This is a genomic window from Streptomyces tuirus (genome assembly GCF_014701095.1).
Lineage (GTDB): Bacteria > Actinomycetota > Actinomycetes > Streptomycetales > Streptomycetaceae > Streptomyces > Streptomyces tuirus.
Map to the genome: position 1 here is coordinate 6,364,517 of NZ_AP023439.1, position 20,546 is coordinate 6,385,062.

The following is a 20,546-nucleotide window of genomic DNA, read 5'->3' on the forward strand; positions in this document are numbered from 1 at the left end:
ATGGGCCTGATCTCGGAGGTGCTGCTGCTGCCGTTCGCACCGGTACGCGGCAGCGCCTGGGCCGTCAGACAGGTACTCCAGGAGGCCGAGCGGATCTACTACGACCCCGCCACGGTACGGGCCGAACTGGGTCGCCTGGAAGAGCAGCTGGAGGCCGGGGAGATCACGGAGGAGGAATTCGACCGCCTCGAGGACGATCTCCTCGACCGGCTGGAGATCGCTTCGCACAGGAGCGCGGGAACAGGCGACGGGACTACACCATGAACCGAATGGGACTGGGCCTCGCGGTGGGGGCCGGTTATCTCCTGGGACGTACCAAAAAGCTGAAGATGGCGGTGGCCGTCGGCGGCCTGGTCGCAGGGAAGAAGCTGAATCTGAGTCCGCGTATGGTCGCGGAGCTGCTTCAGCAGCAGCTGCGGAACAACCCGCAGTTCAAGGAGATCGGGGACCAGTTGCGCGAGGATCTGCGCGGCGTGGGCCAGGCGGCCTCCGGTGCCATGGTCGAGCGTCAGCTGGACGCCCTGTCCGACCGGCTGCACGGCCGCACCGCCCAGATGCGCGATGAGCTGACGGGCGCGGTGCCCGGCGGCCGCGAGGACGACGAGGCGGACGCCGAGTACGAGGACGAGGAGCCCGAGGAGGACGAGCCCGAGGACTCCGCGTCGCACGAGGACGAGGAGCCCGAGGACGAGGAGTCCGGGCAGGGGAAGAAGGCCCCGGCGCAGAGGCCGTCCGCGAAGAAGGCGGCCAAGAAGGCTCCGGCCAAGAAGGCCCCCGCGAAGAAGGCCGCCGCCAAGAAGGCGCCGGCGAAGAAGACGGCGGCGAAGAAGACGGCGGCCGCCAAGAAGGCGACGTCCGGGAGCAGGGGCGGCGGCGCCCGGTCCCGACTGCCGAAGGGAGGCGGTGAGGGATGAGCGACACCCTCGGCTCGGCGAAGTCCGCCGCCAACGGAGCGCCGAAGAACCCGCTCACCGACCTGGCCAACAGCGAGGCCGCGGACCGGCTCAAGGCCGAGCTGCAGGAGTACCTCGCCGCCCAGGCCACCCGCTTGCTGACCGGCGTCGGCCGCAAGCTCGGCGAGACCACCGGCAAGCTGAACGACATCGCCGACGGCAACAGCCCCGGCTTCGCCAAACTCGCTCTCGACGGCGGTCGCAAGATCGCCGAGGGCAAGGGGCCGCTGCGCTCCGCACTGGAGCTGGGCGGCTCGCACCTCAAGGAGAAGGTCACGGGCGCCGTCAAGGGCCTGGGCGGCAAGGGCAAAGGCAAGGGCAAGGGCCGTTCCGGCAACAAGCCCACCGTCATCATCGAGCACATCGACGTCGGCGTGCCGCTGCGCACCGCGTACGACCAGTGGACCAGGTACCAGGACTTCAGCACCTTCGCGAAGGGTGTCAAGAGCGCGAGCCGCGACGACGACACCCACTCCGACTGGCAGGGGAAGATCTGGTGGTCCAACCGCAGCTGGAAGGGGAAGACGACCGAGCAGGTCCCGGACGACCGCATCTCCTGGACCTCCGAGGGCGCCAAGGGCACCACGAAGGGCGTCGTCTCCTTCCACCGGATCACCGACCAATTGACCCGCGTCCTGCTGGTCATCGAGTACTACCCCTCCGGTTTCTTCGAGAAGACCGGCAACATCTGGCGCGCCCAGGGCCGCCGTGTCCGGCTCGACCTCAAGAACTACGTCCGCTTCATCACCTTCAAGGGCGAGGCGGAGGACGGCTGGCGCGGTGAGATCCGCGACGGCGAGGTCGTCCGCAGTCACGAGGACGCGCTCGCCGAGGAGGAGTCCGAGGAGTCCGAGGAGGAGCGCCCCGAGGGTGAGGAGGCCGAGGACGAGTACGACGAGGACGAGGAGCCGGAAGAGGAGGGCGAGGAGCCCGAGGGCGAGTACGAGGACGACGCCGAGGACGAGTACGACGAGGAGGACGAGGAGCCCGAGGAGGAGGAAGAGCCCGAGGGCGAGTACGAGGACGACGAGGAGTACGAGGACGAGGATGAGGAAGTCGAGGCAGGGAGCCGGCGATGACGACGCCCAGCAGGATGCCCGAACCCTACGGTCAGGGAAGCAGTGCCAACCTCGCCGACATCCTTGAACGGGTGCTGGACAAGGGCATCGTGATCGCGGGCGACATCCGGATCAATCTGCTCGACATCGAACTCCTCACCATCAAACTGCGGTTGATCGTCGCCTCGGTCGACAAGGCGAAGGAGATGGGCATCGACTGGTGGGAGACCGACCCGGCCCTGAGCTCGCGGGCCCGCCGGGACGAACTGACCCGTGAGAACGCCGAGTTGCGCGAGAGGCTGGCCCGGCTGGAGGAACTGGAGCCCGGCCGCGCGGAGAAGAAGGAGGCCCCGTGACCGGACTGCGGTACGTCTACGCCGTCTGCCGCCCCTTCGGAACCCCGCTCCAGGCCCAGTTGACGGGTGTGGCGGGTGATCCGCCCAGGGCGCTGACGCACCACGGCCTGGTGGCCGTGGTGAGTCACGTCCCGGAGCGGGACTTCGCGGAGGAGCCGCTCCGGGCCCATCTGGAGGACCTGGACTGGCTCACCGAGACCGCCCGCGCCCACCAGGGCGTGATCGACGCGCTCACCACCGTCACCACACCGCTGCCGCTGCGGCTCGGCACCGTCTTCCGCGACGACAGCGGCGTGCGGACGATGATGGAGGCCCGCGAGGAGGACTTCCAGCGCACCCTCGACCGGCTGGAGGGCCGGGTCGAATGGGGTGTGAAGGTGTACGCCGAGTCCGAACCCCAGGAGAGCGCCGGGCCCGCGCAGAAGCCCGCGTCGGGCCGGGACTACCTGCGGCAGCGGCGCATGCAGACCAGGTCCCACGAGGAAATGTGGCAGAAGGCCGAGGCTTTCGCGACGCGGCTGCACGAGGAGCTTTCCGCGTTCGCCGAGGATTCCCGGACGCATCCCCCGCAGAACCCCGCGCTTTCCCAGGCGACCGGGCGGAACGTACTGAATGCCGCCTATCTCGTTCCGCGTGCGAATTCCGAGGAATTCGTGGAACTGGTCGACCGCACGAAGGGCGAGGTGCCCGGGATGCGCATCGAACTCACCGGCCCCTGGGCGGCCTATTCGTTCGCCGGGGAGGCCACATGAACAGCCGGGAGAATCCGTGACCGTAGTGGAACGCCGCGAGGTCGCCCTCGTCGACCTGCTCGACCGGCTGCTCGCCGGCGGTGTCGTGATCACGGGGGACGTCACCCTGCGCATCGCCGACGTCGACCTTGTCCGTATCGACCTCAACGCGCTCATCAGCTCGGTGAACGCAAAGGTGCCCTCACCGTTCGAGGAGCTGCTGTGACCACCCCCGACGGCCATCCCCGGCCGCGCCGCAACCACATGGATCTGGAGCCCGACACGGTCGAGCGCGACCTGGTCAAACTCGTGCTGACGGTGGTGGAGCTGCTGCGCCAGCTCATGGAGCGCCAGGCGCTGCGCCGGTTCGACGTGGGAGACCTGAGCGAGGAGCAGGAGGAGCGGATCGGGCTCACGCTCATGCTGCTCGACGAGCGGATGACGGAACTGCGCGACCGCTACGGACTGCGGCCCGAGGACCTCAACCTGGACCTCGGTCCGCTCGGACCGCTGCTTCCGCGGGACTGACTGCCACACGCCTCGCCCCGGGCCCCGACCCGGGCCCGGGGCGGCGCGTGCACTTTCACCACCTACGGGTGATTCAGGCTTCCTTGCGGCAGAGGATTTCCCCGTGCAGCACGCTGAACCACCCCTCGTCCCGCGTGCCCCACTCCCGCCAGGCCCGGGCCACATCCCGCAGCTCCGCCTCGTCGGCGTGCCCGCCCTCGACGGCCCGGTCCGCGTAGGCGGACGCCAGGGTGCGGTCGGCCCACAGCCCGCTCCACCAGGCCCGCTCCTGCGGTGTGCCGAAGGTCCAGGTGCCGGAGGTCGCCGTGATGTCCGTGAGGCCGGCCCGCAGCGCCCAGGCCTTCAGTCGTCGCCCGGCGTCCGGCTCGCCGCCGTTGGCCCGGGCCACCCGGCGGTAGAGGTCCAGCCAGGAGTCGAGCCCCTCGGACGCCGGATACCAGGTCATGGCCTCGTAGTCGGCGTCCCGTACGGCGATGAGACCGCCCGGCCTGACGACGCGCTTCATCTCGCGCAGCGCCCGCACCGGGTCGCCCACGTGCTGCAGCACCTGGTGGGCGTGGACCACGCAGAACGTGTCGTCCGGGTAGTCCAGGGCGTGCACGTCGGCGACCGCGAAGTCGGTGTTGGCCAGGCCCCGTCCGGCCGCCGCGGCCCGCGCCTGCTCCAGGATCCCCGGCGCCCGGTCGACGCCGGTGACCCGCCCGTCGGGCACGAGTTCGGCCAGGTCGGCGGTGATCGTGCCGGGCCCGCAGCCGATGTCCAGGATCCTCATGTGGGGCTTGAGCGAGGGCAGCAGGTATGCGGCGGAGTTGGCGGCGGTGCGCCAGGTGTGCGAGCGCAGCACGGACTCGTGGTGCCCGTGGGTGTAGACGGCGGTCTCCCGGGGTTCCGGCATGGCGGATCCCACCCCTTCCGGTCGGGTCGGCATGGGATCACCGTACGCAGAATCTCCGCATGGTGAGACCGGAATCCTGCCATGTGGACTGACGGCCCGTCAGTGAGCAACGGCTGATCGGTAGGGAGGGGTGGACACACCGTCGTCCCCGGGGCAGGCTCGGGACTGATCATCATCACCGCACCGGGGGGAACCGAGAGATGAACGCGCATGTGACGGCTGTCAGCAGCAACGGCGAGTACTCGTTCACCAAGCCGAACCGCGACAGCATCACGCTGCTCGCCGGGCTCGGGGTCGAGGGGGACGTGCACGCCGGGGTGACGGTCAAGCACCGCTCGCGCATCGCGCAGGACCCCACCCAGCCGAACCTGCGCCAGGTCCACCTCATCCACGAGGAGCTCTTCGCCGAGGTCCGCGAGGACGGCTTCGAGGTGGCGCCCGGCGACCTCGGTGAGAACATCACCACCCGGGACATCGACCTGCTCGCCCTGCCGACCGGCACGCTGCTGCGCATCGGCGACAGCGCGGTCCTGGAGGTCACCGGGCTGCGCAACCCCTGCCTGCAGATCGACCTCTTCCGGGACGGGCTGCTGAAGCAGGTCGTCGGACGTGACGAGGCCGGGAACATCGTGCGCAAGGCCGGGATCATGAGCGTGGTGCGCGAGGGGGGTGTGGTCCGCCCCGGCGACACGATCCGGGCGGAGCTTCCCAGCGAGCCGCACCGGCCGCTGGAACGGGTCTGATCGGCACCCGCGGACCCGAAACCGGTTTGCCGCGGACCCCCGCGCCCCCGCAGAATCGCGCCCATGGGACACCTCGAAGCCGCGCACCTGGAGTACTACCTGCCCGACGGAAGGGCGCTGCTGGGCGATGTCTCGTTCCGGGTGGGGGAGGGGGCCGTGGTGGCCCTCGTGGGGCCCAACGGCGCCGGGAAGACCACCCTGCTGCGGATGCTCGCCGGTGAGCTCAAGCCGCACGGCGGGTCCGTGGTCGTCGGCGGCGGGCTCGGGGTCATGCGGCAGTTCGTGGGATCCGTACGCGACGAGACGACCGTGCGGGACCTGCTCGTGTCCGTCGCGACGCCGCGCATCCGCGAGGCCGCGAAGGCCGTCGACGAGGCCGAACACGCCATCATGACCGTCGACGACGAGGCCGCCCAGCTGAGCTACGCGCAGGCCCTCGCCGACTGGGCCGAGGCCCGCGGGTACGAGGCCGAGACGCTGTGGGACATGTGCACGACGGCCGCGCTCGGGGTGCCGTACGACAAGGCGCAGTTCCGGGAGGTCCGCACCCTCTCCGGCGGCGAGCAGAAGCGGCTCGTCCTGGAGGCGCTGCTGCGCGGCACCGACGAGGTGCTGCTCCTCGACGAGCCCGACAACTACCTCGACGTTCCCGGCAAGCGGTGGCTGGAGGAACGGCTGAAGGAGACCCGCAAGACCGTCCTGTTCGTCTCCCACGACCGCGAACTCCTCGCCCGCGCCGCCGAGAAGATCATCTCTCTGGAGCCGGGGCCCGCGGGTGCCGACGCCTGGGTGCACGGCGGCGGCTTCGCCACCTTCCACGACGCCCGGCGGGAGCGCTTCGCGCGCTTCGAGGAGCTGCGCAGGCGCTGGGACGAGAAGCACGCCCAGCTGAAGAAGCTGGTACTGACGCTGCGTCAGGCCGCCGCGGTCAGCCATGAGATGGCCTCCCGCTACGCGGCCGCGCAGACGCGTCTGCGCAAGTTCGAGGAGGCCGGACCGCCCCCGGAGCCGCCGCGCGAGCAGGACATCAGGATGCGGATCAAGGGCGGCCGCACCGGCGTCCGGGCCGTCACCTGCGCGAGCCTGGAGCTCACCGGTCTGATGAAGCCCTTCGACCTGGAGGTCTTCTACGGTGAGCGCGTCGCCGTCCTCGGCTCCAACGGCTCCGGCAAGTCCCACTTCCTGCGCCTGCTCGCCGGCGACGACGTGGCGCACACGGGGGACTGGAAGCTGGGCGCGCGGGTCGTGCCCGGCCACTTCGCGCAGACGCACGCCCACCCGGAGCTGGAGGGCCGCACGCTCCTCGACATCCTGTGGAATGAGCACGCGCAGGACCGCGGCGCCGCGATGTCCCGCCTGCGCCGCTACGAGCTGACCCAGCAGGCGGAGCAGACGTTCGAGCGGCTCTCCGGCGGCCAGCAGGCCCGCTTCCAGATCCTCCTGCTGGAGCTCCAGGGCGTGACGGCGCTGCTGCTGGACGAGCCGACCGACAACCTCGACCTGGAGTCCGCCGAGGCCCTCCAGGAGGGCCTGGAGGCCTTCGACGGCACGGTCCTCGCGGTCACCCACGACCGCTGGTTCGCCCGCTCCTTCGACCGCTTCCTGGTCTTCGGCAGCGACGGCCGGGTCCGGGAGACCCCGGACCCGGTCTGGGACGAACGACGGGTGGAACGGGCCCGCTAGGCACTACGGGAAGCACCCGAACGGCGGCCGGGCGCAGAGCGACTCCCCGCTCACTTCCAGAGCGGCAGCGCCCCGAGGCCCCCCCCCACCGGCACCTCCTCCCGGGAAACCGGGACGAGCAGGTGGAGCGGCGGGCCGCGGCGGAGCTGGAGCGGTTCCGTGCCGCCTCCACCCCGGACGGCGAGAGCCGCGCCGTCCGGCCCAGCCGCCGCCCTGGTCAGGTGTCGACGTACACGGAGGCCCAACGCCCGGGGCGTTCGTACAGTGGGTGCAGAAAAGCGAGATCCATGGTTCCTGCCGGATGCCGCTCGGGGGCAGTGCTCAAGTGCTCCGGCGGGGGGTACCCGGACCGCATGGACGAACACGACGAGCGGGGCGACACGATGACCGGAGTGGACCCTGACCGGCTGGACGACCAGCAGCTCATGAAAGAGCTGGAGAACATCCACCGCACGCGCCACGACACGCTGCTCTACGGCTCGAACGACGCGCTGCGCGCCCACAACGAGCGCATGGCGCAGCTCGAGGGCGAGTACCTGCGCCGCAATCCGAGCCGCCTCGTGGCCGCGGGCCGCACACGTGAAGGGGCCCGGGAGCGGGGGAGCGGGGAGTCGGCGACTCCCACGGCCCCCGGCACCTGAGCCCCGGGTGGGCGCGTCCGGCACGGAACCGGCGCGCCCGGATGCCCGTCCGGCACGGAACCGGCGCGCCCTGATGCCCCGCCGACGCTGCTCGCGGTCGGCGGGGGATGCCTTCAGGCGGTCTGACGCGCGAGGACCCTCACGCGGCCTCCTTCGCGAAGACGTCGAGGAACGTCTCGCAGAACGCCTTCAGATCGTCCGGCTTGCGGCTGGTGACCAGCTTGTTCGCCCCGTGGTCGCAGACCTGGACCTGCTGGTCGACCCAGGTGCCGCCGGCGTTGCGGATGTCCGTCCGCAGGCTCGGCCAGGACGTGAGCTCCCGGCCGCGTACGACGTCCGCCTCGACCAGCGTCCACGGCGCGTGGCAGATCGCCGCCACGGGCCGGCCGTGCTCGAAGAAGTCACGGACGAACGCGACGGCCTTGTCGTCCATCCGCAGGAAGTCCGGGTTGGCGACACCGCCCGGCAGTACGAGGGCGTCGAACGCGTCGGGCGAGGTGTCGCCCACGACCTCGTCCACGGGGAACCTGTCCGCCTTGTCCAGGTGGTTGAAGGCCTGGATCTCGCCCGCTCGCGTCGACACCAGGACCGGCTCGTGACCGGCGTCCTTCGCGGCCTGCCACGGATCGGTCAGCTCGACTTGTTCGACGCCCTCGGGCGCGACCAGAAACGCGATACGCATGATGTTCGACGTCCTTTCCTGTTGCGCTTGTCGTTCTTGCGGCCCCCGGCGCCACACGCCGGGCCGCCCCGTTCGGTCCGCGCTCATGCATCACCCCGGGCGTCGGGCTCGGCGCGGCTGATGTCGGCGAGCGGGGACGCGGGGTCCTCGGCCTCGGCAACGTCGCCGAGGCTCACGATGCCCACCGGCAGCCCGTTCTCCACCACCGGCAGCCGGCGCACCGCGTGCTCGCGCATCAGGGTCACCGCGGTCGCCACCCGGTCGTCGGGCGTCACCGTCACGGGATTGCGGGTGCACGCCGTCCGCGCGCTGACCGTCATCGGGTCGACGCCGTCGGCCACGGCCCGTACGACGATGTCACGGTCGGTGAGCACGCCGATCACATCCTGCCCCTCGGCCACCACCACGTCGCCGATGTTCTGCGTGCGCATCGCCAGGGCCGCCTCGACGAGCGAAGCGTCCGGGCGCACGGCGACCACACCCGCTGTCATCACGTCCTTGACGTACTCGGCCATCACTGGCGCCTTCCCTCCGTTCCCGGGCCGGCGGGGGCGGCGCGGCCGGCCCGCGACGCCCCGCCACGGTCCCTACGCGTACTCCTCCGGCCCGGTCTCACGGGCCCGGATCAGGGCCTGGGCCAGTTCCTGGACATTGCCGTAGCGCTCCTGGGGCGGCAGGTCCTCCACGGCCTCGACCAGGGCGTCGGGCGCCTGGTGATCGCGCAGCTCGCGGGCCAGCTCGCGCGCGTTCGCGGGGAACGCCCTGCGACCCAGGATCCGGGCCAGCTCCAGCCGCACCGACTCCAGGGACGTCGGCGCACGGCTCGGCGTCACCGGCCCGTGGGCGACCTCGGGGTCGTCCTCGGCGGCCGGCTCCGGGTCGTGCCACTCCTCACTGCGCGTGGGGTGGCCTGACCTGAGCAGGCCCTGCAGTTCGTGCTTCATCTCGTCGTCCCGGTGGACGCTCAGCCGGTCGCTGCCTCGCTGCATGTCTCCCTCCAGAGGTTCGGGGGCCCGCACCGCGTACCCGCACACCGGAGGGCGACACAGGTTCCGCCGGCCCGATCGCCGCCGCCCGCACTGGTTTGCGCCATGTCCTGCGGGAGACCCGGATCACACCCCCCACATCTCTCTGGGGAAGGACACGCCATGGCGATGCTCGCTGTGCTCATCCCGCTGCTCATGCTCGGAGTGGTGCTGGTGCTGGGCCGGTACGAGGAGTTGCTGCTGCCCCAGGAGGACGCCGACCGGCGCGAACCGGCCGGCGTGCCCCCCGCGGCCGCGGCGGCTACTTCTTCTCCCGCCCCGGCAGGAACTCCTGCACCTTCGCCTTGAAGCCCCGCTTGACCATTGCCCCCCGGTCCGCGTCGCCCTTCAGGACCGACGCGGCGGTCGCCTCCAGCTGGTCCCAGGTGGCGTGCGGCGGGATCGGCGGAACAGCCGGATCGGTCAGGAAGTCCAGCACCGCGGGACCGTCCACCTCCAGCGCGGCCCGCCAGGCCGCCTCCACGTCCTCCGGCTTCTCCACCCGGATGCCGGTCAGCCCCAGGGACCGGGCGAACGCGGCGTACCGCACGTCCGGAAGCTCCTGCGAGGGCAGGAACGACGGCGCGCCACCCATGGCCCGCATCTCCCAGGTGACCTGATTCAGATCGTGGTTGTCGAACACCGCGATCACCAGCCGCGGGTCCTCCCACGCGTGCCGGTACTTGGCCGCCGTGATCAGCTCCGCCATCCCGTTCATCTGCATCGCGCCGTCCCCGACCAGCGCGATCGCCGGCCGGTCCGGATGAGCGAACTTCGCGCCGATCACATACGGCACCGCGCAGCCCATCGTCGCCAGCGTGCCGGAGAGCGAGCCGCGCATCCCCGGCTTCATCGTCACGTGCCGGGCGTACCAGTTGGCCGTGGAGCCCGAGTCGGACGTGACGATCGCGTCGTCCTGCAGCAGTGGGTTCAGCGCGCGGGCGACGTACTCCGGGTTGATCGGGTCGGCGTCCAGCCCGGCCCGGCGCTCCATGACCTCACGCCAGCGCGTCACGTTGTCGCAGACCGTGTCGTACCACTCCCGCCCGCGCCCCTCCTCGATCAGCGGGAGCAGCCGCTCCAGCGTGGCCTTCGCGTCACCGACCAGGTTCACCTCGTACGGGTAGCGCATCCCGACCATGTGCGGATCGATGTCGATCTGCACGCCCCGCGCCGAGCCGTACTCCGGCAGGAACTGGCTGTACGGGAACGACGACCCGATGGTCAGCAGCGTGTCGCAGTCCCGCATCAGCTCGTACGACGGGCGGGTGCCCAGCAGGCCGATCGAGCCGGTGACGTACGGCAGTTCATCGCTGAGGACGTCCTTGCCGAGCAGCGCCTTGGCGACGCCCGCGCCGAGCAGCTCGGCCATCTCCTCCACCTCGGCCCGCGCGCCGGCCGCGCCCTGGCCGACCAGGATCGCCACCTTGTCACCGGAGTTGAGGATCTCCGCGGCCCGCCGCAGCGAGTCGTCCGACGGCACCGTGGTCCACGCGCTGCGGTCCAGGCTGGAGGGCACCATCTTGAACTCGTGCGTCGGCGGCGCGTAGTCGAGCTCCTGGACGTCGCCGGGGATGATGACCGCGGTCGGGCAGCGGCGCGCGTACGCCGTGCGGATCGCCCGGTCCAGCACGTTCGGCAGCTGCTCCGGCACCGTCACCGTCTCCACGAAGTCGGAGGCGACGTCCTTGAACAGCGTGTGCAGATCGACTTCCTGCTGGTAGGAGCCGCCCATCGCGGTGCGGTGCGTCTGGCCGACGATCGCCAGCACCGGCACATGGTCCAGCTTGGCGTCGTACAGGCCGTTCAGCAGATGGATCGCCCCCGGGCCCGACGTCGCGGCGCACACCCCGAGCCGGCCGCTGAACTTGGCGTAGCCGACCGCCTGGAGCGCGGACATCTCCTCGTGCCGCGACTGCACGAAACGCGGCTCGTTCTCCGCCCTGCCCCACGCGGCGAGCAGACCGTTGATGCCGTCGCCCGGATAGCCGAAGACCTGCTCCACTCCCCACTCGCGCAGCCTCCGCAGGACATGGTCGGCGACTTTGGTGCTCATGTACGACCTCCCGGACGTAGGGGGACAGAGCCGGCGGTACGAGTCACCCTGCGCGACGGCGGAAAACCTGTCCGGGTTTGCGGGTGGGGGCCGGGGGCAGGCGCCCATGAGTGCTTCGGACAGGAGGCACGTCCGTGGGAGCGGCGAGCGTGCCGCACCGGCGCCCCTGTCGACAGTGATCGCGCTCCCACGGTGACCGTCCAACCCAGAGCACGTTCAAGGGAATTGCGACGTATCATGCCGACTCGATCCAGCACGAAGAAGCACCCCCACGACGACGCCCCCGACACCGCCGAGGCCTTCCGCAAGATCGCCTCCATGCCCGCCGGCCCGGAGCGCGACGCCCTCCGCGACGGGATCGTCGAGGCCTGGCTACCCATGGCGGACCGCCTCGCCGGACGCTTCCGCAGCCGCGGCGAGAACTTCGAGGACCTGCGTCAGGTCGCGGCCCTCGGCCTGGTCAAGGCCGTCGACCGCTACGACCCCGAGCGTGGCAACGCCTTCGAGAGCTACGCCGTACCGACCATCACCGGCGAGATCAAGCGGCACTTCCGCGACCACATGTGGACGCTGCATGTACCCCGCCGCGTCCAGGACCTGCGCAACCGCGTGCGCTCGGCCGGCCAGGACCTGTCCCAGACCATCTCCGGCCGCCGGCCCACCGTGGCCGAGATCGCCGCGCACACGAACCTGAGCGAGGAGGACGTCCAGGCCGGCCAGGAGGCACTGGAGAGCTTCACGGCGCTGTCCCTGGACGCGGAACTGCCCGGCAGCGAGGACGGCTACTCCCTGAGCGACGCGCTGGGCTCCTACGACCCGGCGCTGGACACCGTCGTCGACCGCGAGTCCGTGAAGGCCCGGCTGGCGGCACTGCCCGAGCGCGAGCGGGCGATCCTGTACATGCGGTTCTTCGGGGACATGACCCAGAGCCGGATCGCCGAGGAGCTGGGGATCTCGCAGATGCACGTGTCCCGGCTGATCAGCCGGTGCTGCGGGCGGGTGCGGGAGCAGGTCATGCGGGACGCGGCCTGACGCACGGCCCCGGGACGTTCACCCGGTTGGAGGGCGCCGTCCCGCTAATGGGGCCCGGTCCCGCGCGGGGCCCACGGCGGCGGGCTGTCATGGCAGAGGGGTATGACTACCGAAGGAGTCCCCTCGATGCGCCGCAGCCTGCACGCCCTGTCCGTCGCCGTCCTGGCCGGCTCAGCCCTGGTGGGCTTCGCGCCGGCGGTGTTCGCCGAACCGGCCGCCGAGGTCAGTCCCGCCACTGTCCAGCCCGGCGGCACGCTCACCGTCTCGGTCAGCTGCGATCCGACCGGAGGGCCCCCGCCCGACAGCATCGACGCCACCTCGCAGGCCTTCGACGAGGGCACGGTGCCGCTGCAGAAGGTCACCGGTAACGACGACGAGGTGTCCGGCCCCGCCTACCGCGGCACGGCCCGCATCGCCTCCGCGGAGAACTTCGAGGGCGACCCGGACGCCCCGGGGGAGGACTCGGCCTGGAGCGTCGAGGGCACCTGCCCGGCCGCTCCCGGCGGCGAGGGCGCGACCTGGAGCGCGACGTTCACCGTCGCCCACGGCTCCGGTCCCCACAAGCCGTCGCACAAACCCACCCACGAGCCCCCGTACGACCCCACCCTCGAGCCCCCCTACGACCCCGCGCACGAGCCCCCGTACGACCCCACGCACCCCACCCACAAGCCCTGCCCCGAGCCCTCGCACCACTGGATGCCGAAAGCCCCCGGGGCGCACCCCACCGAGTGCGGCGAGGCGCCGGTCCGGCGCGGGGTGCGGGCCGGTGACGGCGGTGCCTTCACCGACTCCGTGCCCGCCCTGGTCGCGGGCGGGGTGCTGATCGCGGGCGCGTTCGGTGCCGCCGCGCACCGGCTGCGCCACCGGGAGAGCGACCCCCACCGCTGACCCCCCGGGCCCGTTCCACCGCCCCGGAAGGGCCCGGCTTCCCCCGGCGCGGCCCGCTCATGCTGTGACCGTCACAACCCGGCCGGGCGCTCATGGGGCGGCGGCACCCTGGGTACTCAGTGCCCGAGGGCACGAGCCGCACCGTACGGCGCACGAGCCGAAGGGCACACCACACGGCGGCACCAGGCACTGGCACTGCGGAGGTACGGATGCGGCGGACGGCCCCCGAAGGTCACGGCCCCGTCCGGTTCGGGCCGCCGTTCCCCGAGGACGGGCTGCCCGTCCTGCCGGAGCTGTCCGCGGTACTCGCCGCCGCCGCGTCCCGGGGCGCCCACGGGCCCGTCGGCGGCGGCCGGGCCCTGCGCGAAGCGGCCTGCGGCCACTGGGACCGGCGCGGACTGCACTGCGATCCCGACCGGGTGGCCGCCGCCCCCGGCTCGCCCGCCCTGCTGCTCGCGCTCACCGCCGCCCTCGGCGGCGACGTCCTCGTGCCGAGACCCTGCGCCGCCTGGTGGGCGCCGTACGCCCGCCTGCTGGGGCGCCCCGTCTTCCATGTGCCGACCCCGCCGGAGAGCGGCGGTGTTCCGGACCCGTACGCCCTGCTGGAGACCGTGCGGCGGGTCCGCGCCGAGGGCGGTGACCCGCGGCTGCTCGTGCTGTCCGTCGCCGACGACCCCACCGCGACCGTCGCCCCTCCCGAACTGCTGCACGAGACCGTCGAGGCCGCCCAGGGGGAGGGCCTGCACCTCGTCAGCGACGAGACCTGGCGCGACACCCTGCACGACCCGCACGACACCGTGCTCCTCAGCCCCGCCGAGATGGTGCCCGACCGGGTCACCGTCGTCACCGACCTGGCCGGTGCCCTGCTCCCGCCCGGTTGGCCGGCCGCCGTGGCCCGCTTTCCGGCCGGTGCGGACGGCGAGGGCCTCCACGCGCGCGTGCTCGACATCCTCACCGCCCTCGACGCCCGGGTCGCCGCGCCGGTCGCCGCGGCGGCCGGGTACGCCCTGGGGGAGCCCGAAGCGGTCACCGCGCGCGTGGCGGCCACCGTGCGCCTGCACGCGCTCCTGGCCGCCGAGGCGCACGCGGCCGTCGTCGCCGCGGGAGCCCTCGCCCGGCCCCCGCGCTGCGGCCGCCACCTGTACGTGGACCTGGCCCCGCTGCGCCCCGCGCTGACCGCGCACGGCGTCGGCGACGCACAGGAACTGGAGGACTTCCTCGGTGCCCGCCTCGGTATGCCCTCCCCGGGCGGGCACCGCTTCGGCGACGACCTCGAAGCCCCGCGCGTGAGGCTCTCCACCGGCGCACTGGTAACCGGTTCCGACGCGGAACGCGCGGAATGCCTCACCTCACCCACACCGTTGGAACTGCCGCAGGTGCACCGCGCGTTGAGCCGGCTGAAGTCGGTCTTCGACGATCTCCGCGACGAAGCTCAGCGATGGGAGCCTCCTCGATGACGCAGCAGTCCGAGTCGACCGCCGGCACGACCACCCGGCAAGCCCACGAGCCGGGGCTCCCGTACCCGCCCCTGGCCGAACCCCGGCCGCTGGCCGAGCGGCGGGTGTGGCCGCGCACCTTCCACGACCGGCTGACCGCGCCGCTCCCGGGCCTGAAGGCCATGGCCCGCTTCGCCCGGGAGGGCGCGGTGAGACCGGGCCCGCAGGGCCTCGCCGACATCCCCCGGCTGCCCTACGCCCCCGCCCCGCTGCCCCGCGTCGACGCCCGCACCGTCGCCGTCACCTGGGCGGGGCACGCCAGTTGGGTGCTGCGCATCGGCGGACTGACCGTCCTCACCGACCCGGTGTGGTCCCGCCGCATCCTCGGCACCCCGGCCCGGATCACGCCCGTGGGCGTCCCCTGGGAGGACCTGCCCCGCGTCGACGCCGTCGTCATCAGCCACAACCACTACGACCACCTGGACGCCCCCACGCTGCGCCGGCTCCCGCGCGACACCCCGGTGTTCGTGCCGGCCGGACTCGCCCGCTGGTTCCACCGCCGCCGCTTCACGCGCGTGACCGAGCTCGACTGGTGGGAGGCGGCCGAACTGGACGGCGTCCGCTTCGACTTCGTCCCCTCCCACCACTGGTCCAAGCGCAGCCTCACCGACACCTGCCACAGCCTCTGGGGCGGCTGGGTCCTCACCGACCAAGACGGCGGGCGCGTCTACTTCGCCGGCGACACCGGCTACGGCCACTGGTTCTCCCGCATCGGCCGCCGCTACCCCGGCATCGACCTGGCCCTGCTCCCCATCGGCGCCTACGATCCGCGCTGGTGGCTCCGTGACGTCCACTGCGACCCGGAGGAGGCGGTCCGCGCGGCTCAGGACCTGGGCGCGCGCCGGATGGCCCCCATGCACTGGGCCACGTTCGTGCTGTCGGCGGAACCGGTCATGGAGCCCCTGACGCGGGTGCGGGCGGCCTGGGAGAAGGCGGGGCTGCCCCGCGAGGACCTCTGGGACATGCCGGTGGGCGCCTCCCGGGTGCTGTCCGGCGACTGACCTCAGGACCGGGAGGAGCCGCGCACCCGCCGCCACACCGCCGGCACCGCGCTGAGCAGCAGCGTCAGCGCGATCGCCGCCACCACGCCCTGCCACGGCTCGGCGAACAGCGCCCCCCCGAGGATCCCGATCAACTGGTACGTGGCGGCCCAGGCCAGACAGGCCGGCAGGTTTCCCCGGGAGAACCTCCGCAGCGGCCACTCGGCCAGCAGACAGGCCAGCATCACCGGGATGCGCCCCGCGGGCACCAGCCGGGACAGCACCAGCACCGCCACCCCGTGGGCGGAGAGCTTCTCCTGTGCCTGCTCCAGCCGGTCCTCCGGCGCCCGCGACCGGATCGCCTCCAGCCACCGCGAGCCGTTCCTCGACTTCAGCCCGCGCCGCCCCAGCCAGTACAGCGTCGCATCGCCCAGGAACGCCGCCAGCGACGCCGTCACGAACACCATCGCCAGGGAGAAGGGCGCCGTCCGGTGCACGGCGACCACCGCCGCCGAACTCACCAGCGCCCCCGTCGGAATCACCGGAACCAGCGCCCCGGCCAGCACCAGCACGAAGAGCGTCGGATACCCGATCGCCTGCTGCGTGGACTCCGGAACCACCGACGCCGGTGTGACAACCGACGCCGTGAGCAGGTACACCGGCGCCGACGGCGCGGACCAGCTCACCGCGCGGCCTTCACACGCACGCTCTCCCCGTGCCCGAGCCGGTGCACCGCCACGTCGGGCGCTTCCCGTGCCGCCAGCCGGACGAACTCCTCCCCCGGCGCGTGGAACTCGTGGGGGCGCACGGCGTCCATGCCGATCGGCCAGTACGTGCCGTAGTGCACCGGCACCGCGCTGTGCGGCGCCAGCCGCGCCAGAGCCTGCGCCGCCCGGCCCGCGTCCAGGTGCCCCTCGCCCAGGTAGGGCCCCCAGCCGCCCACCGGCAGCAGCGCCACCTCGACCGGCCCGACCTCCTTCGCCATGTCGTCGAACAGCCCGGTGTCCCCGGCGAAGTACGTACGGGCCTCGCCGGCGATGACGTAGCCGAGGGCGGGGGAGCGGTGCGGTCCGAACGGCAGCCGCCGCCCGTCGTGCCGCGCGGGCACCGCCCGTACCACGATGTCGCCGACCGGGGTCTCGTCCCCGGGGGCCACCTCGCTCACCCGCAGGTGCGCGAGCCGGCGCAGACCCGGCACCGCCCGGCGCGCGCCCCGGGGCACGAGCAGGCGCGTGCCCTCGGCGAGCCGCATCAGCGACGGCAGGTGCAGGTGGTCGGCGTGCAGATGCGACACCAGCGCCACGTCCGCGCGCGGGGCGCCGGGGGGCGGCAGCGCTCCGCGCCGGCGCCGCAGGTGCGCGAGCCGGCGTGCGAACAGGGGATCCGTGAGCACGCGCACGTTCGAATCCTCGACGGTGCAAGTGGCGTGACCCCACCAGGTGATCTCCACCGGCACTTCTTTGCCTCCTTCGCGCGACTCCCCCGAAGCCTACGTGCAGGGGTAGGGTCGGCGGCGAAACCGGAGGTGAGGGGGACGCCATGGTGCCGGTGCGGGTCACGGCGATCGCGAGTCTGACGCCGCTCGAGGAGCTGGACGACGATCCGTTCCTGGTCGACTCCCGCAGTCAGCACGCGATGTGCGCCCGCTGGGCCGCCGAGCGGGGCTACGTGGTCAGCCGCGAGTTACTGGTCCGGGGACTGCGGCCCGACCACGGCGCCCTGTGGGACGGCGTCCGGCCCGGCCTGGACCTGTTCGTCGCGCCCAGCCGGCGGGTGCTGGAGAGCGCGCTCGCCTCCGTCGAGGAGTTCACCGCCGAGTGCGCGCGGCGAGGTGTACGCGTCGAGACGGCGGGGCATGCGGAACCCGCGTACGACGCCGCGATGAAAGCCTGCGTGCACCGGCGGCTGTCGATGCCGACGGCCGGCTACGACGGCCGCTGAAAGTCCTCCCACACCGGGGTGTGACCTGGGGACGAAGCCGCCCGGCCGGACGTTGGGACACTGTGGGGGAGGACCCGCGGCGGATGCGGGCCAGGGACGTGAGGTGGCGGGGCGTGCGGTGGCGGCGGGTCGCGAGTCAGGTGGGGCGGAGCGTCGCCGTGTGGGCGGTCTCCACCGTCACCATGCTCGTGCTCGCCGGGATCCTCCCGGACTTCCGGCTCCGCTCGGAGAACGGCGACAGCGCCACGGACATCGCCGTCACGGCGGCCTTCGGCGCCGGCGCCTTCGGTCTGCTGTCGGCCGTGGTGTGGCCGCTGCTCGTCCGGCTGCTGCTGCTCGTACCGGCGCTCGTGCTCGGGCTGCTGGTGTTCTTCCTCAACGGCGCCCTGCTGCTGCTCGCCCTGCACCTCAACCCGGCCGAGCGCGGCGCCGCCGCGCCGGAGACCGCCGTCGTGGTCGCCGCCGTGATGTCCGCCGTGGCGTCCGCGACCGGCGCCGCCCTGGCCGTGCGGGACGACGACGCCTACCGCCGCAGGCTGTACCGCCTCGCCGACCGCCGCCGCCGCTCCGGCCCCCCGGCCCCCGCCGGCCCCGGCACGGTCTTCGTGCAGCTCGACGGCGTCGGCCACGACACCCTGCTCGACGCGGTCGGCAAGGGCCTGATGCCCACCGTCGCCCGCTGGCTCGACATCGGCGACGGCGGCCGCCCCACCCACCGGCTCACCCCCTGGCGCACCGACTGGTCCAGCCAGACCGGCGCCAGCCAGCTCGGCATCCTGCACGGCAGCAACCACGACGTCCCCGCCTTCCGCTGGTACGAGAAGGACACGGGCGAGGTGGTCGTCTGCAACCGCCCGACCAGCGCGGCCGAACTCCAGCGCCGTGCCGTCGAGTACGCGGGGCACGGCGGGCTGCTCACCGTCGACGGCGCCAGCCGCGGCAACCTGTTCAGCGGCGGCGCCGAACAGCAGGCCCTGGTGCTGTCCATAGCGGCCCGCCGGCGCACCCGCGAGAACCGCTCCCGCGCGGGCTACTTCGCCTACTTCTCCGACCCGGCCAACGCGGTGCGCACCGCACTGTCCTTCTTCGCCGAGGTGGGCCGGGAGATCGGCCAGTCCACCCGGGCGCGCCTGCGCAAGCAGCGCCCGCGCGTCTCCCGCGGCGGCCTGTACCCCTTCGTCCGGGCCTTCGCGACGGTCGTCGAACGGGACGTCGTCGTCGCCGCGGTGACGGGCGACATGCTCGTCGGCCGCACGGCCGTCTTCGCCGACCTCGTGGCCTACGACGAGGTCGCCCACCACTCCGGCCCGGCGAGCCGCGACGCGCGGAAGGTCCTCGAACGACTCGACCGCTCGCTCGCCCTGATCGAGAACGTCGCCGAGCACGCCCCGCGCCCGTACCGGATCGTCGTGCTGTCCGACCACGGCCAGAGCCCCGGCGAGACCTTCCGCTCCCGCTACGGCCTCACACTCGGCGACCTGGTGCGGGCCGGCTGCGGCATGCCCGTGTCGCGCAAGGCGGAGCGCACCCGCAGCGGGGCGGAGGCCCGCGCCGCCGTGCGCGCCGCGTTGCGCTTCCCGGTCGCCGAGGGCGGCGGCCAGCACCGCCCCGAGCCGGGCTCGCAGCCGATCGTGCTGGCCTCCGGCAACCTCGGCCTGGTCTCCTTCCCGGACGTCACGCACCGGATGAGCAAGGAGGAGATCGACGCCCGCCACCCCGCGCTGCTGCCGACCCTCGCCAACCATCCCGGCATCGGCTTCCTGCTGGTCCGCAGCGACCGGCACGGCGGCGTCGTCCTCGGCGCGTACGGCGCCGAGATCCCGCTGGCCGACCTCGACGACGACCCGGGCCCGCTCGCCCCGTTCGGCCCGGGCGCCGCCGACGCGGTACGGCGCACGCACGGGTTCCCGCACACCGCCGACATCATGGTCAACTCCGTCCACGACCCGGCCGACGGTGAAGTACTCGCCTTCGAGGAGCAGATCGGCTCCCACGGCGGTCTCGGCGGCGCCCAGGGCAGACCCTTCCTGCTGTCCCCGCTCGGCGTCTCCACTCCGGTCGCGGACGGCGAGGAACTCGTCGGCGCCGAGCACGTCCACCGGGTCCTGCGGCGCTGGCTGCGCGAGTCGAACGGACCGCAGGTGCCGCTCAAGACCACCGAGGAGGAGCACGCCGCCTGACATCCGGCTGCGCCCACCCGGCCGCACGCTGCCAGAGGGCAGGTCCTCCGCGTGAGTTGAGCCGTAGTGTGATCGGATGGGGGACACGGGGCCCGGAGACGGGCCCGCACGCGAGTCCGTACGCGAAAGGAAGAACTCGTGGCTACCACGCGCTCCGCACACACGGTCTGGGAAGGCAACCTGCTCGAGGGCAACGGCGTCGTCACCTTCGACTCCTCCGGCGCCATCGGCGATCAGCCGGTCACGTGGGCCTCGCGCGCCCAGGAGGCGAACGGCAAGACCAGCCCCGAGGAGCTGATCGCGGCCGCCCACTCCAGCTGCTTCTCCATGGCCTTCTCCAACATCCTCAACAAGGCCGGGACGCCGCCCACCAAGCTCATCACCTCGGCCGACGTCTCCTTCCAGCCCGGTGAGGGCATCACCGGCATCCACCTCACCGTCGAGGGCACCGTCCCCGGCATCGACGAGGCCGCCTTCCAGGCCGCCGCCGAGGAGGCCAAGACCGGCTGCCCGGTCAGCCAGGCCCTCAAGGCCACGCCCATCACGCTGACCGCCAAGCTCGCCTGACCTGCGGCACCCCTGTCGCGCGGGCCCGCCCACCGGGGGCGGCCCGCGCGTCGTCGTCGGTTCACCACCCCCGGCCGGGGTATGAACCGGACGCCTCGAACCGCCGGGCCG

General features: G+C 72.6%; 25 protein-coding genes. 18 read left to right on the plus strand and 7 right to left on the minus strand.

Annotated elements, in window-relative coordinates; genetic code table 11:
* From IGS69_RS28905 to IGS69_RS28935, 7 genes are read left to right on the plus strand one after another with little or no spacing between them, the layout of a single operon-like run.
* Positions 1 to 264 carry a gas vesicle protein GvpG gene (locus IGS69_RS28905; RefSeq protein ID WP_190903410.1) on the plus strand — a complete coding sequence of 88 codons (264 nt, stop codon included), beginning with the start codon at positions 1 to 3 and terminating at the stop codon, positions 262 to 264.
* Complete coding sequence (locus IGS69_RS28910) at positions 261 to 914, plus strand: DNA primase (protein WP_190903411.1); 654 nt, start codon at positions 261 to 263, stop codon at positions 912 to 914. The genes IGS69_RS28905 and IGS69_RS28910 overlap by 4 nt, the downstream gene beginning before the upstream one ends.
* Entirely contained in the window at positions 911 to 2,032 is a 1,122-nt protein-coding gene (locus IGS69_RS28915) for an SRPBCC family protein (RefSeq protein WP_190903412.1), read from the plus strand. Before IGS69_RS28910 ends, IGS69_RS28915 begins: the two co-directional genes overlap by 4 nt.
* Positions 2,029 to 2,367, plus strand: a complete 339-nt coding sequence (locus tag IGS69_RS28920; RefSeq protein ID WP_053673813.1) for a gas vesicle protein — start codon at positions 2,029 to 2,031, stop codon at positions 2,365 to 2,367. The genes IGS69_RS28915 and IGS69_RS28920 overlap by 4 nt, the downstream gene beginning before the upstream one ends.
* Positions 2,364 to 3,119 carry a GvpL/GvpF family gas vesicle protein gene (locus IGS69_RS28925; protein ID WP_190903413.1) on the plus strand — a complete coding sequence of 252 codons (756 nt, stop codon included), beginning with the start codon at positions 2,364 to 2,366 and terminating at the stop codon, positions 3,117 to 3,119. The genes IGS69_RS28920 and IGS69_RS28925 overlap by 4 nt, the downstream gene beginning before the upstream one ends.
* Positions 3,120 to 3,135: 16 nt before the next feature.
* Positions 3,136 to 3,324, plus strand: a complete 189-nt coding sequence (locus IGS69_RS28930; RefSeq protein WP_190903414.1) for a gas vesicle protein — start codon at positions 3,136 to 3,138, stop codon at positions 3,322 to 3,324.
* A 38-nt stretch (positions 3,325 to 3,362) separates the two neighbouring features.
* Positions 3,363 to 3,626 (plus strand): gas vesicle protein K, encoded by a 264-nt coding sequence (locus tag IGS69_RS28935; RefSeq protein ID WP_030843810.1) that lies wholly within the window; start codon positions 3,363 to 3,365, stop codon positions 3,624 to 3,626.
* Between the two features lie 73 nt (positions 3,627 to 3,699).
* On the opposite strand, the gene IGS69_RS28940 is transcribed toward IGS69_RS28935, so the two are convergent.
* On the minus strand, positions 3,700 to 4,521 hold the full coding sequence (locus IGS69_RS28940; RefSeq protein ID WP_190904684.1) for a methyltransferase domain-containing protein: 822 nt from the start codon (positions 4,519 to 4,521) through the stop codon (positions 3,700 to 3,702).
* A gap of 200 nt (positions 4,522 to 4,721) precedes the next feature.
* Between IGS69_RS28940 and IGS69_RS28945 the strand changes: the two genes are divergently transcribed.
* The 3 genes from IGS69_RS28945 (at position 4,722) to IGS69_RS28955 (ending at position 7,588) form a co-directional block, all read left to right on the plus strand.
* Entirely contained in the window at positions 4,722 to 5,264 is a 543-nt protein-coding gene (locus IGS69_RS28945) for an MOSC domain-containing protein (RefSeq protein WP_190903415.1), read from the plus strand.
* 63 nt (positions 5,265 to 5,327) lie between these two features.
* Entirely contained in the window at positions 5,328 to 6,947 is a 1,620-nt protein-coding gene (locus IGS69_RS28950) for an ATP-binding cassette domain-containing protein (RefSeq protein WP_190903416.1), read from the plus strand.
* Positions 6,948 to 7,300: 353 nt separating this feature from the next.
* Positions 7,301 to 7,588, plus strand: coding sequence for a DUF6158 family protein (locus IGS69_RS28955; protein WP_190903417.1), 288 nt, complete (start codon positions 7,301 to 7,303; stop codon positions 7,586 to 7,588).
* Positions 7,589 to 7,727: 139 nt separating this feature from the next.
* Here IGS69_RS28955 and IGS69_RS28960 read toward each other — a convergent pair whose 3' ends face one another.
* The 3 genes from IGS69_RS28960 to IGS69_RS28970 form a co-directional block, all read right to left on the minus strand.
* Positions 7,728 to 8,270: a type 1 glutamine amidotransferase domain-containing protein gene (locus IGS69_RS28960; RefSeq protein ID WP_190903418.1), complete on the minus strand. Its 543-nt coding sequence runs from the start codon at positions 8,268 to 8,270 to the stop codon at positions 7,728 to 7,730.
* 83 nt (positions 8,271 to 8,353) lie between these two features.
* Positions 8,354 to 8,785: a CBS domain-containing protein gene (locus IGS69_RS28965; RefSeq protein WP_190903419.1), complete on the minus strand. Its 432-nt coding sequence runs from the start codon at positions 8,783 to 8,785 to the stop codon at positions 8,354 to 8,356.
* Positions 8,786 to 8,857: 72 nt separating this feature from the next.
* A complete protein-coding gene (locus IGS69_RS28970) occupies positions 8,858 to 9,259 on the minus strand; it encodes a DUF2795 domain-containing protein (RefSeq protein WP_190903420.1) in 402 nt (133 codons plus the stop codon).
* Between the two features lie 159 nt (positions 9,260 to 9,418).
* On the opposite strand from IGS69_RS28970, the gene IGS69_RS28975 reads away from it, so the two are divergent.
* Entirely contained in the window at positions 9,419 to 9,604 is a 186-nt protein-coding gene (locus IGS69_RS28975; RefSeq protein ID WP_190903421.1) for a hypothetical protein, read from the plus strand.
* Here IGS69_RS28975 and IGS69_RS28980 read toward each other — a convergent pair.
* Positions 9,558 to 11,351, minus strand: coding sequence for a thiamine pyrophosphate-requiring protein (locus IGS69_RS28980; RefSeq protein WP_190903422.1), 1,794 nt, complete (start codon positions 11,349 to 11,351; stop codon positions 9,558 to 9,560). The two genes, IGS69_RS28975 and IGS69_RS28980, sit on opposite strands and share 47 nt — an antisense overlap.
* A gap of 237 nt (positions 11,352 to 11,588) precedes the next feature.
* Between IGS69_RS28980 and IGS69_RS28985 the strand changes: the two genes are divergently transcribed.
* From IGS69_RS28985 to IGS69_RS29000, 4 genes are all read left to right on the plus strand, one after another.
* On the plus strand, positions 11,589 to 12,383 hold the full coding sequence (locus IGS69_RS28985) for an RNA polymerase sigma factor SigF (RefSeq protein WP_190903423.1): 795 nt from the start codon (positions 11,589 to 11,591) through the stop codon (positions 12,381 to 12,383).
* A gap of 126 nt (positions 12,384 to 12,509) precedes the next feature.
* Positions 12,510 to 13,271 carry a hypothetical protein gene (locus IGS69_RS28990; protein ID WP_190903424.1) on the plus strand — a complete coding sequence of 254 codons (762 nt, stop codon included), beginning with the start codon at positions 12,510 to 12,512 and terminating at the stop codon, positions 13,269 to 13,271.
* 209 nt (positions 13,272 to 13,480) lie between these two features.
* Positions 13,481 to 14,728 carry an aminotransferase class I/II-fold pyridoxal phosphate-dependent enzyme gene (locus IGS69_RS28995; protein WP_190903425.1) on the plus strand — a complete coding sequence of 416 codons (1,248 nt, stop codon included), beginning with the start codon at positions 13,481 to 13,483 and terminating at the stop codon, positions 14,726 to 14,728.
* Entirely contained in the window at positions 14,725 to 15,768 is a 1,044-nt protein-coding gene (locus IGS69_RS29000; protein ID WP_190903426.1) for an MBL fold metallo-hydrolase, read from the plus strand. The genes IGS69_RS28995 and IGS69_RS29000 overlap by 4 nt, the downstream gene beginning before the upstream one ends.
* Positions 15,769 to 15,770: 2 nt before the next feature.
* Here IGS69_RS29000 and IGS69_RS29005 read toward each other — a convergent pair whose 3' ends face one another.
* Positions 15,771 to 16,400, minus strand: a complete 630-nt coding sequence (locus IGS69_RS29005; protein ID WP_232543808.1) for a DedA family protein — start codon at positions 16,398 to 16,400, stop codon at positions 15,771 to 15,773.
* 29 nt (positions 16,401 to 16,429) lie between these two features.
* On the minus strand, positions 16,430 to 17,203 hold the full coding sequence (locus IGS69_RS29010) for an MBL fold metallo-hydrolase (RefSeq protein ID WP_190903428.1): 774 nt from the start codon (positions 17,201 to 17,203) through the stop codon (positions 16,430 to 16,432).
* A gap of 83 nt (positions 17,204 to 17,286) precedes the next feature.
* Here IGS69_RS29010 and IGS69_RS29015 point away from each other — a divergent pair, with 83 nt between their 5' ends.
* From IGS69_RS29015 to IGS69_RS29025, 3 genes are all read left to right on the plus strand, one after another.
* Entirely contained in the window at positions 17,287 to 17,688 is a 402-nt protein-coding gene (locus IGS69_RS29015) for a hypothetical protein (protein WP_190903429.1), read from the plus strand.
* 83 nt (positions 17,689 to 17,771) lie between these two features.
* On the plus strand, positions 17,772 to 19,868 hold the full coding sequence (locus IGS69_RS29020) for a phage holin family protein (protein ID WP_190903430.1): 2,097 nt from the start codon (positions 17,772 to 17,774) through the stop codon (positions 19,866 to 19,868).
* Between the two features lie 138 nt (positions 19,869 to 20,006).
* Positions 20,007 to 20,435 (plus strand): OsmC family peroxiredoxin, encoded by a 429-nt coding sequence (locus tag IGS69_RS29025; protein WP_190903431.1) that lies wholly within the window; start codon positions 20,007 to 20,009, stop codon positions 20,433 to 20,435.
* Positions 20,436 to 20,546: the final 111 nt, after the last annotated feature.

Coding starts and splice junctions, on each gene's coding strand:
- IGS69_RS28945 (WP_190903415.1), top strand. CDS start 4,722: ATGAACGCGCATGTGACGGCTGTCAGCAGCAACGGCGAGTACTCGTTC.
- IGS69_RS28960 (WP_190903418.1), bottom strand. CDS start 8,270: ATGCGTATCGCGTTTCTGGTCGCGCCCGAGGGCGTCGAACAAGTCGAG.
- IGS69_RS28920 (WP_053673813.1), top strand. CDS start 2,029: ATGACGACGCCCAGCAGGATGCCCGAACCCTACGGTCAGGGAAGCAGT.
- IGS69_RS29020 (WP_190903430.1), top strand. CDS start 17,772: ATGCGGGCCAGGGACGTGAGGTGGCGGGGCGTGCGGTGGCGGCGGGTC.
- IGS69_RS28990 (WP_190903424.1), top strand. CDS start 12,510: ATGCGCCGCAGCCTGCACGCCCTGTCCGTCGCCGTCCTGGCCGGCTCA.
- IGS69_RS28980 (WP_190903422.1), bottom strand. CDS start 11,351: ATGAGCACCAAAGTCGCCGACCATGTCCTGCGGAGGCTGCGCGAGTGG.
- IGS69_RS29015 (WP_190903429.1), top strand. CDS start 17,287: ATGGTGCCGGTGCGGGTCACGGCGATCGCGAGTCTGACGCCGCTCGAG.
- IGS69_RS28950 (WP_190903416.1), top strand. CDS start 5,328: ATGGGACACCTCGAAGCCGCGCACCTGGAGTACTACCTGCCCGACGGA.
- IGS69_RS28970 (WP_190903420.1), bottom strand. CDS start 9,259: ATGCAGCGAGGCAGCGACCGGCTGAGCGTCCACCGGGACGACGAGATG.
- IGS69_RS28940 (WP_190904684.1), bottom strand. CDS start 4,521: ATGCCGGAACCCCGGGAGACCGCCGTCTACACCCACGGGCACCACGAG.
- IGS69_RS29000 (WP_190903426.1), top strand. CDS start 14,725: ATGACGCAGCAGTCCGAGTCGACCGCCGGCACGACCACCCGGCAAGCC.
- IGS69_RS28915 (WP_190903412.1), top strand. CDS start 911: ATGAGCGACACCCTCGGCTCGGCGAAGTCCGCCGCCAACGGAGCGCCG.
- IGS69_RS28995 (WP_190903425.1), top strand. CDS start 13,481: ATGCGGCGGACGGCCCCCGAAGGTCACGGCCCCGTCCGGTTCGGGCCG.
- IGS69_RS28910 (WP_190903411.1), top strand. CDS start 261: ATGAACCGAATGGGACTGGGCCTCGCGGTGGGGGCCGGTTATCTCCTG.
- IGS69_RS28965 (WP_190903419.1), bottom strand. CDS start 8,785: ATGGCCGAGTACGTCAAGGACGTGATGACAGCGGGTGTGGTCGCCGTG.
- IGS69_RS28905 (WP_190903410.1), top strand. CDS start 1: ATGGGCCTGATCTCGGAGGTGCTGCTGCTGCCGTTCGCACCGGTACGC.
- IGS69_RS28955 (WP_190903417.1), top strand. CDS start 7,301: ATGGACGAACACGACGAGCGGGGCGACACGATGACCGGAGTGGACCCT.
- IGS69_RS28975 (WP_190903421.1), top strand. CDS start 9,419: ATGGCGATGCTCGCTGTGCTCATCCCGCTGCTCATGCTCGGAGTGGTG.
- IGS69_RS28935 (WP_030843810.1), top strand. CDS start 3,363: ATGGATCTGGAGCCCGACACGGTCGAGCGCGACCTGGTCAAACTCGTG.
- IGS69_RS28985 (WP_190903423.1), top strand. CDS start 11,589: ATGCCGACTCGATCCAGCACGAAGAAGCACCCCCACGACGACGCCCCC.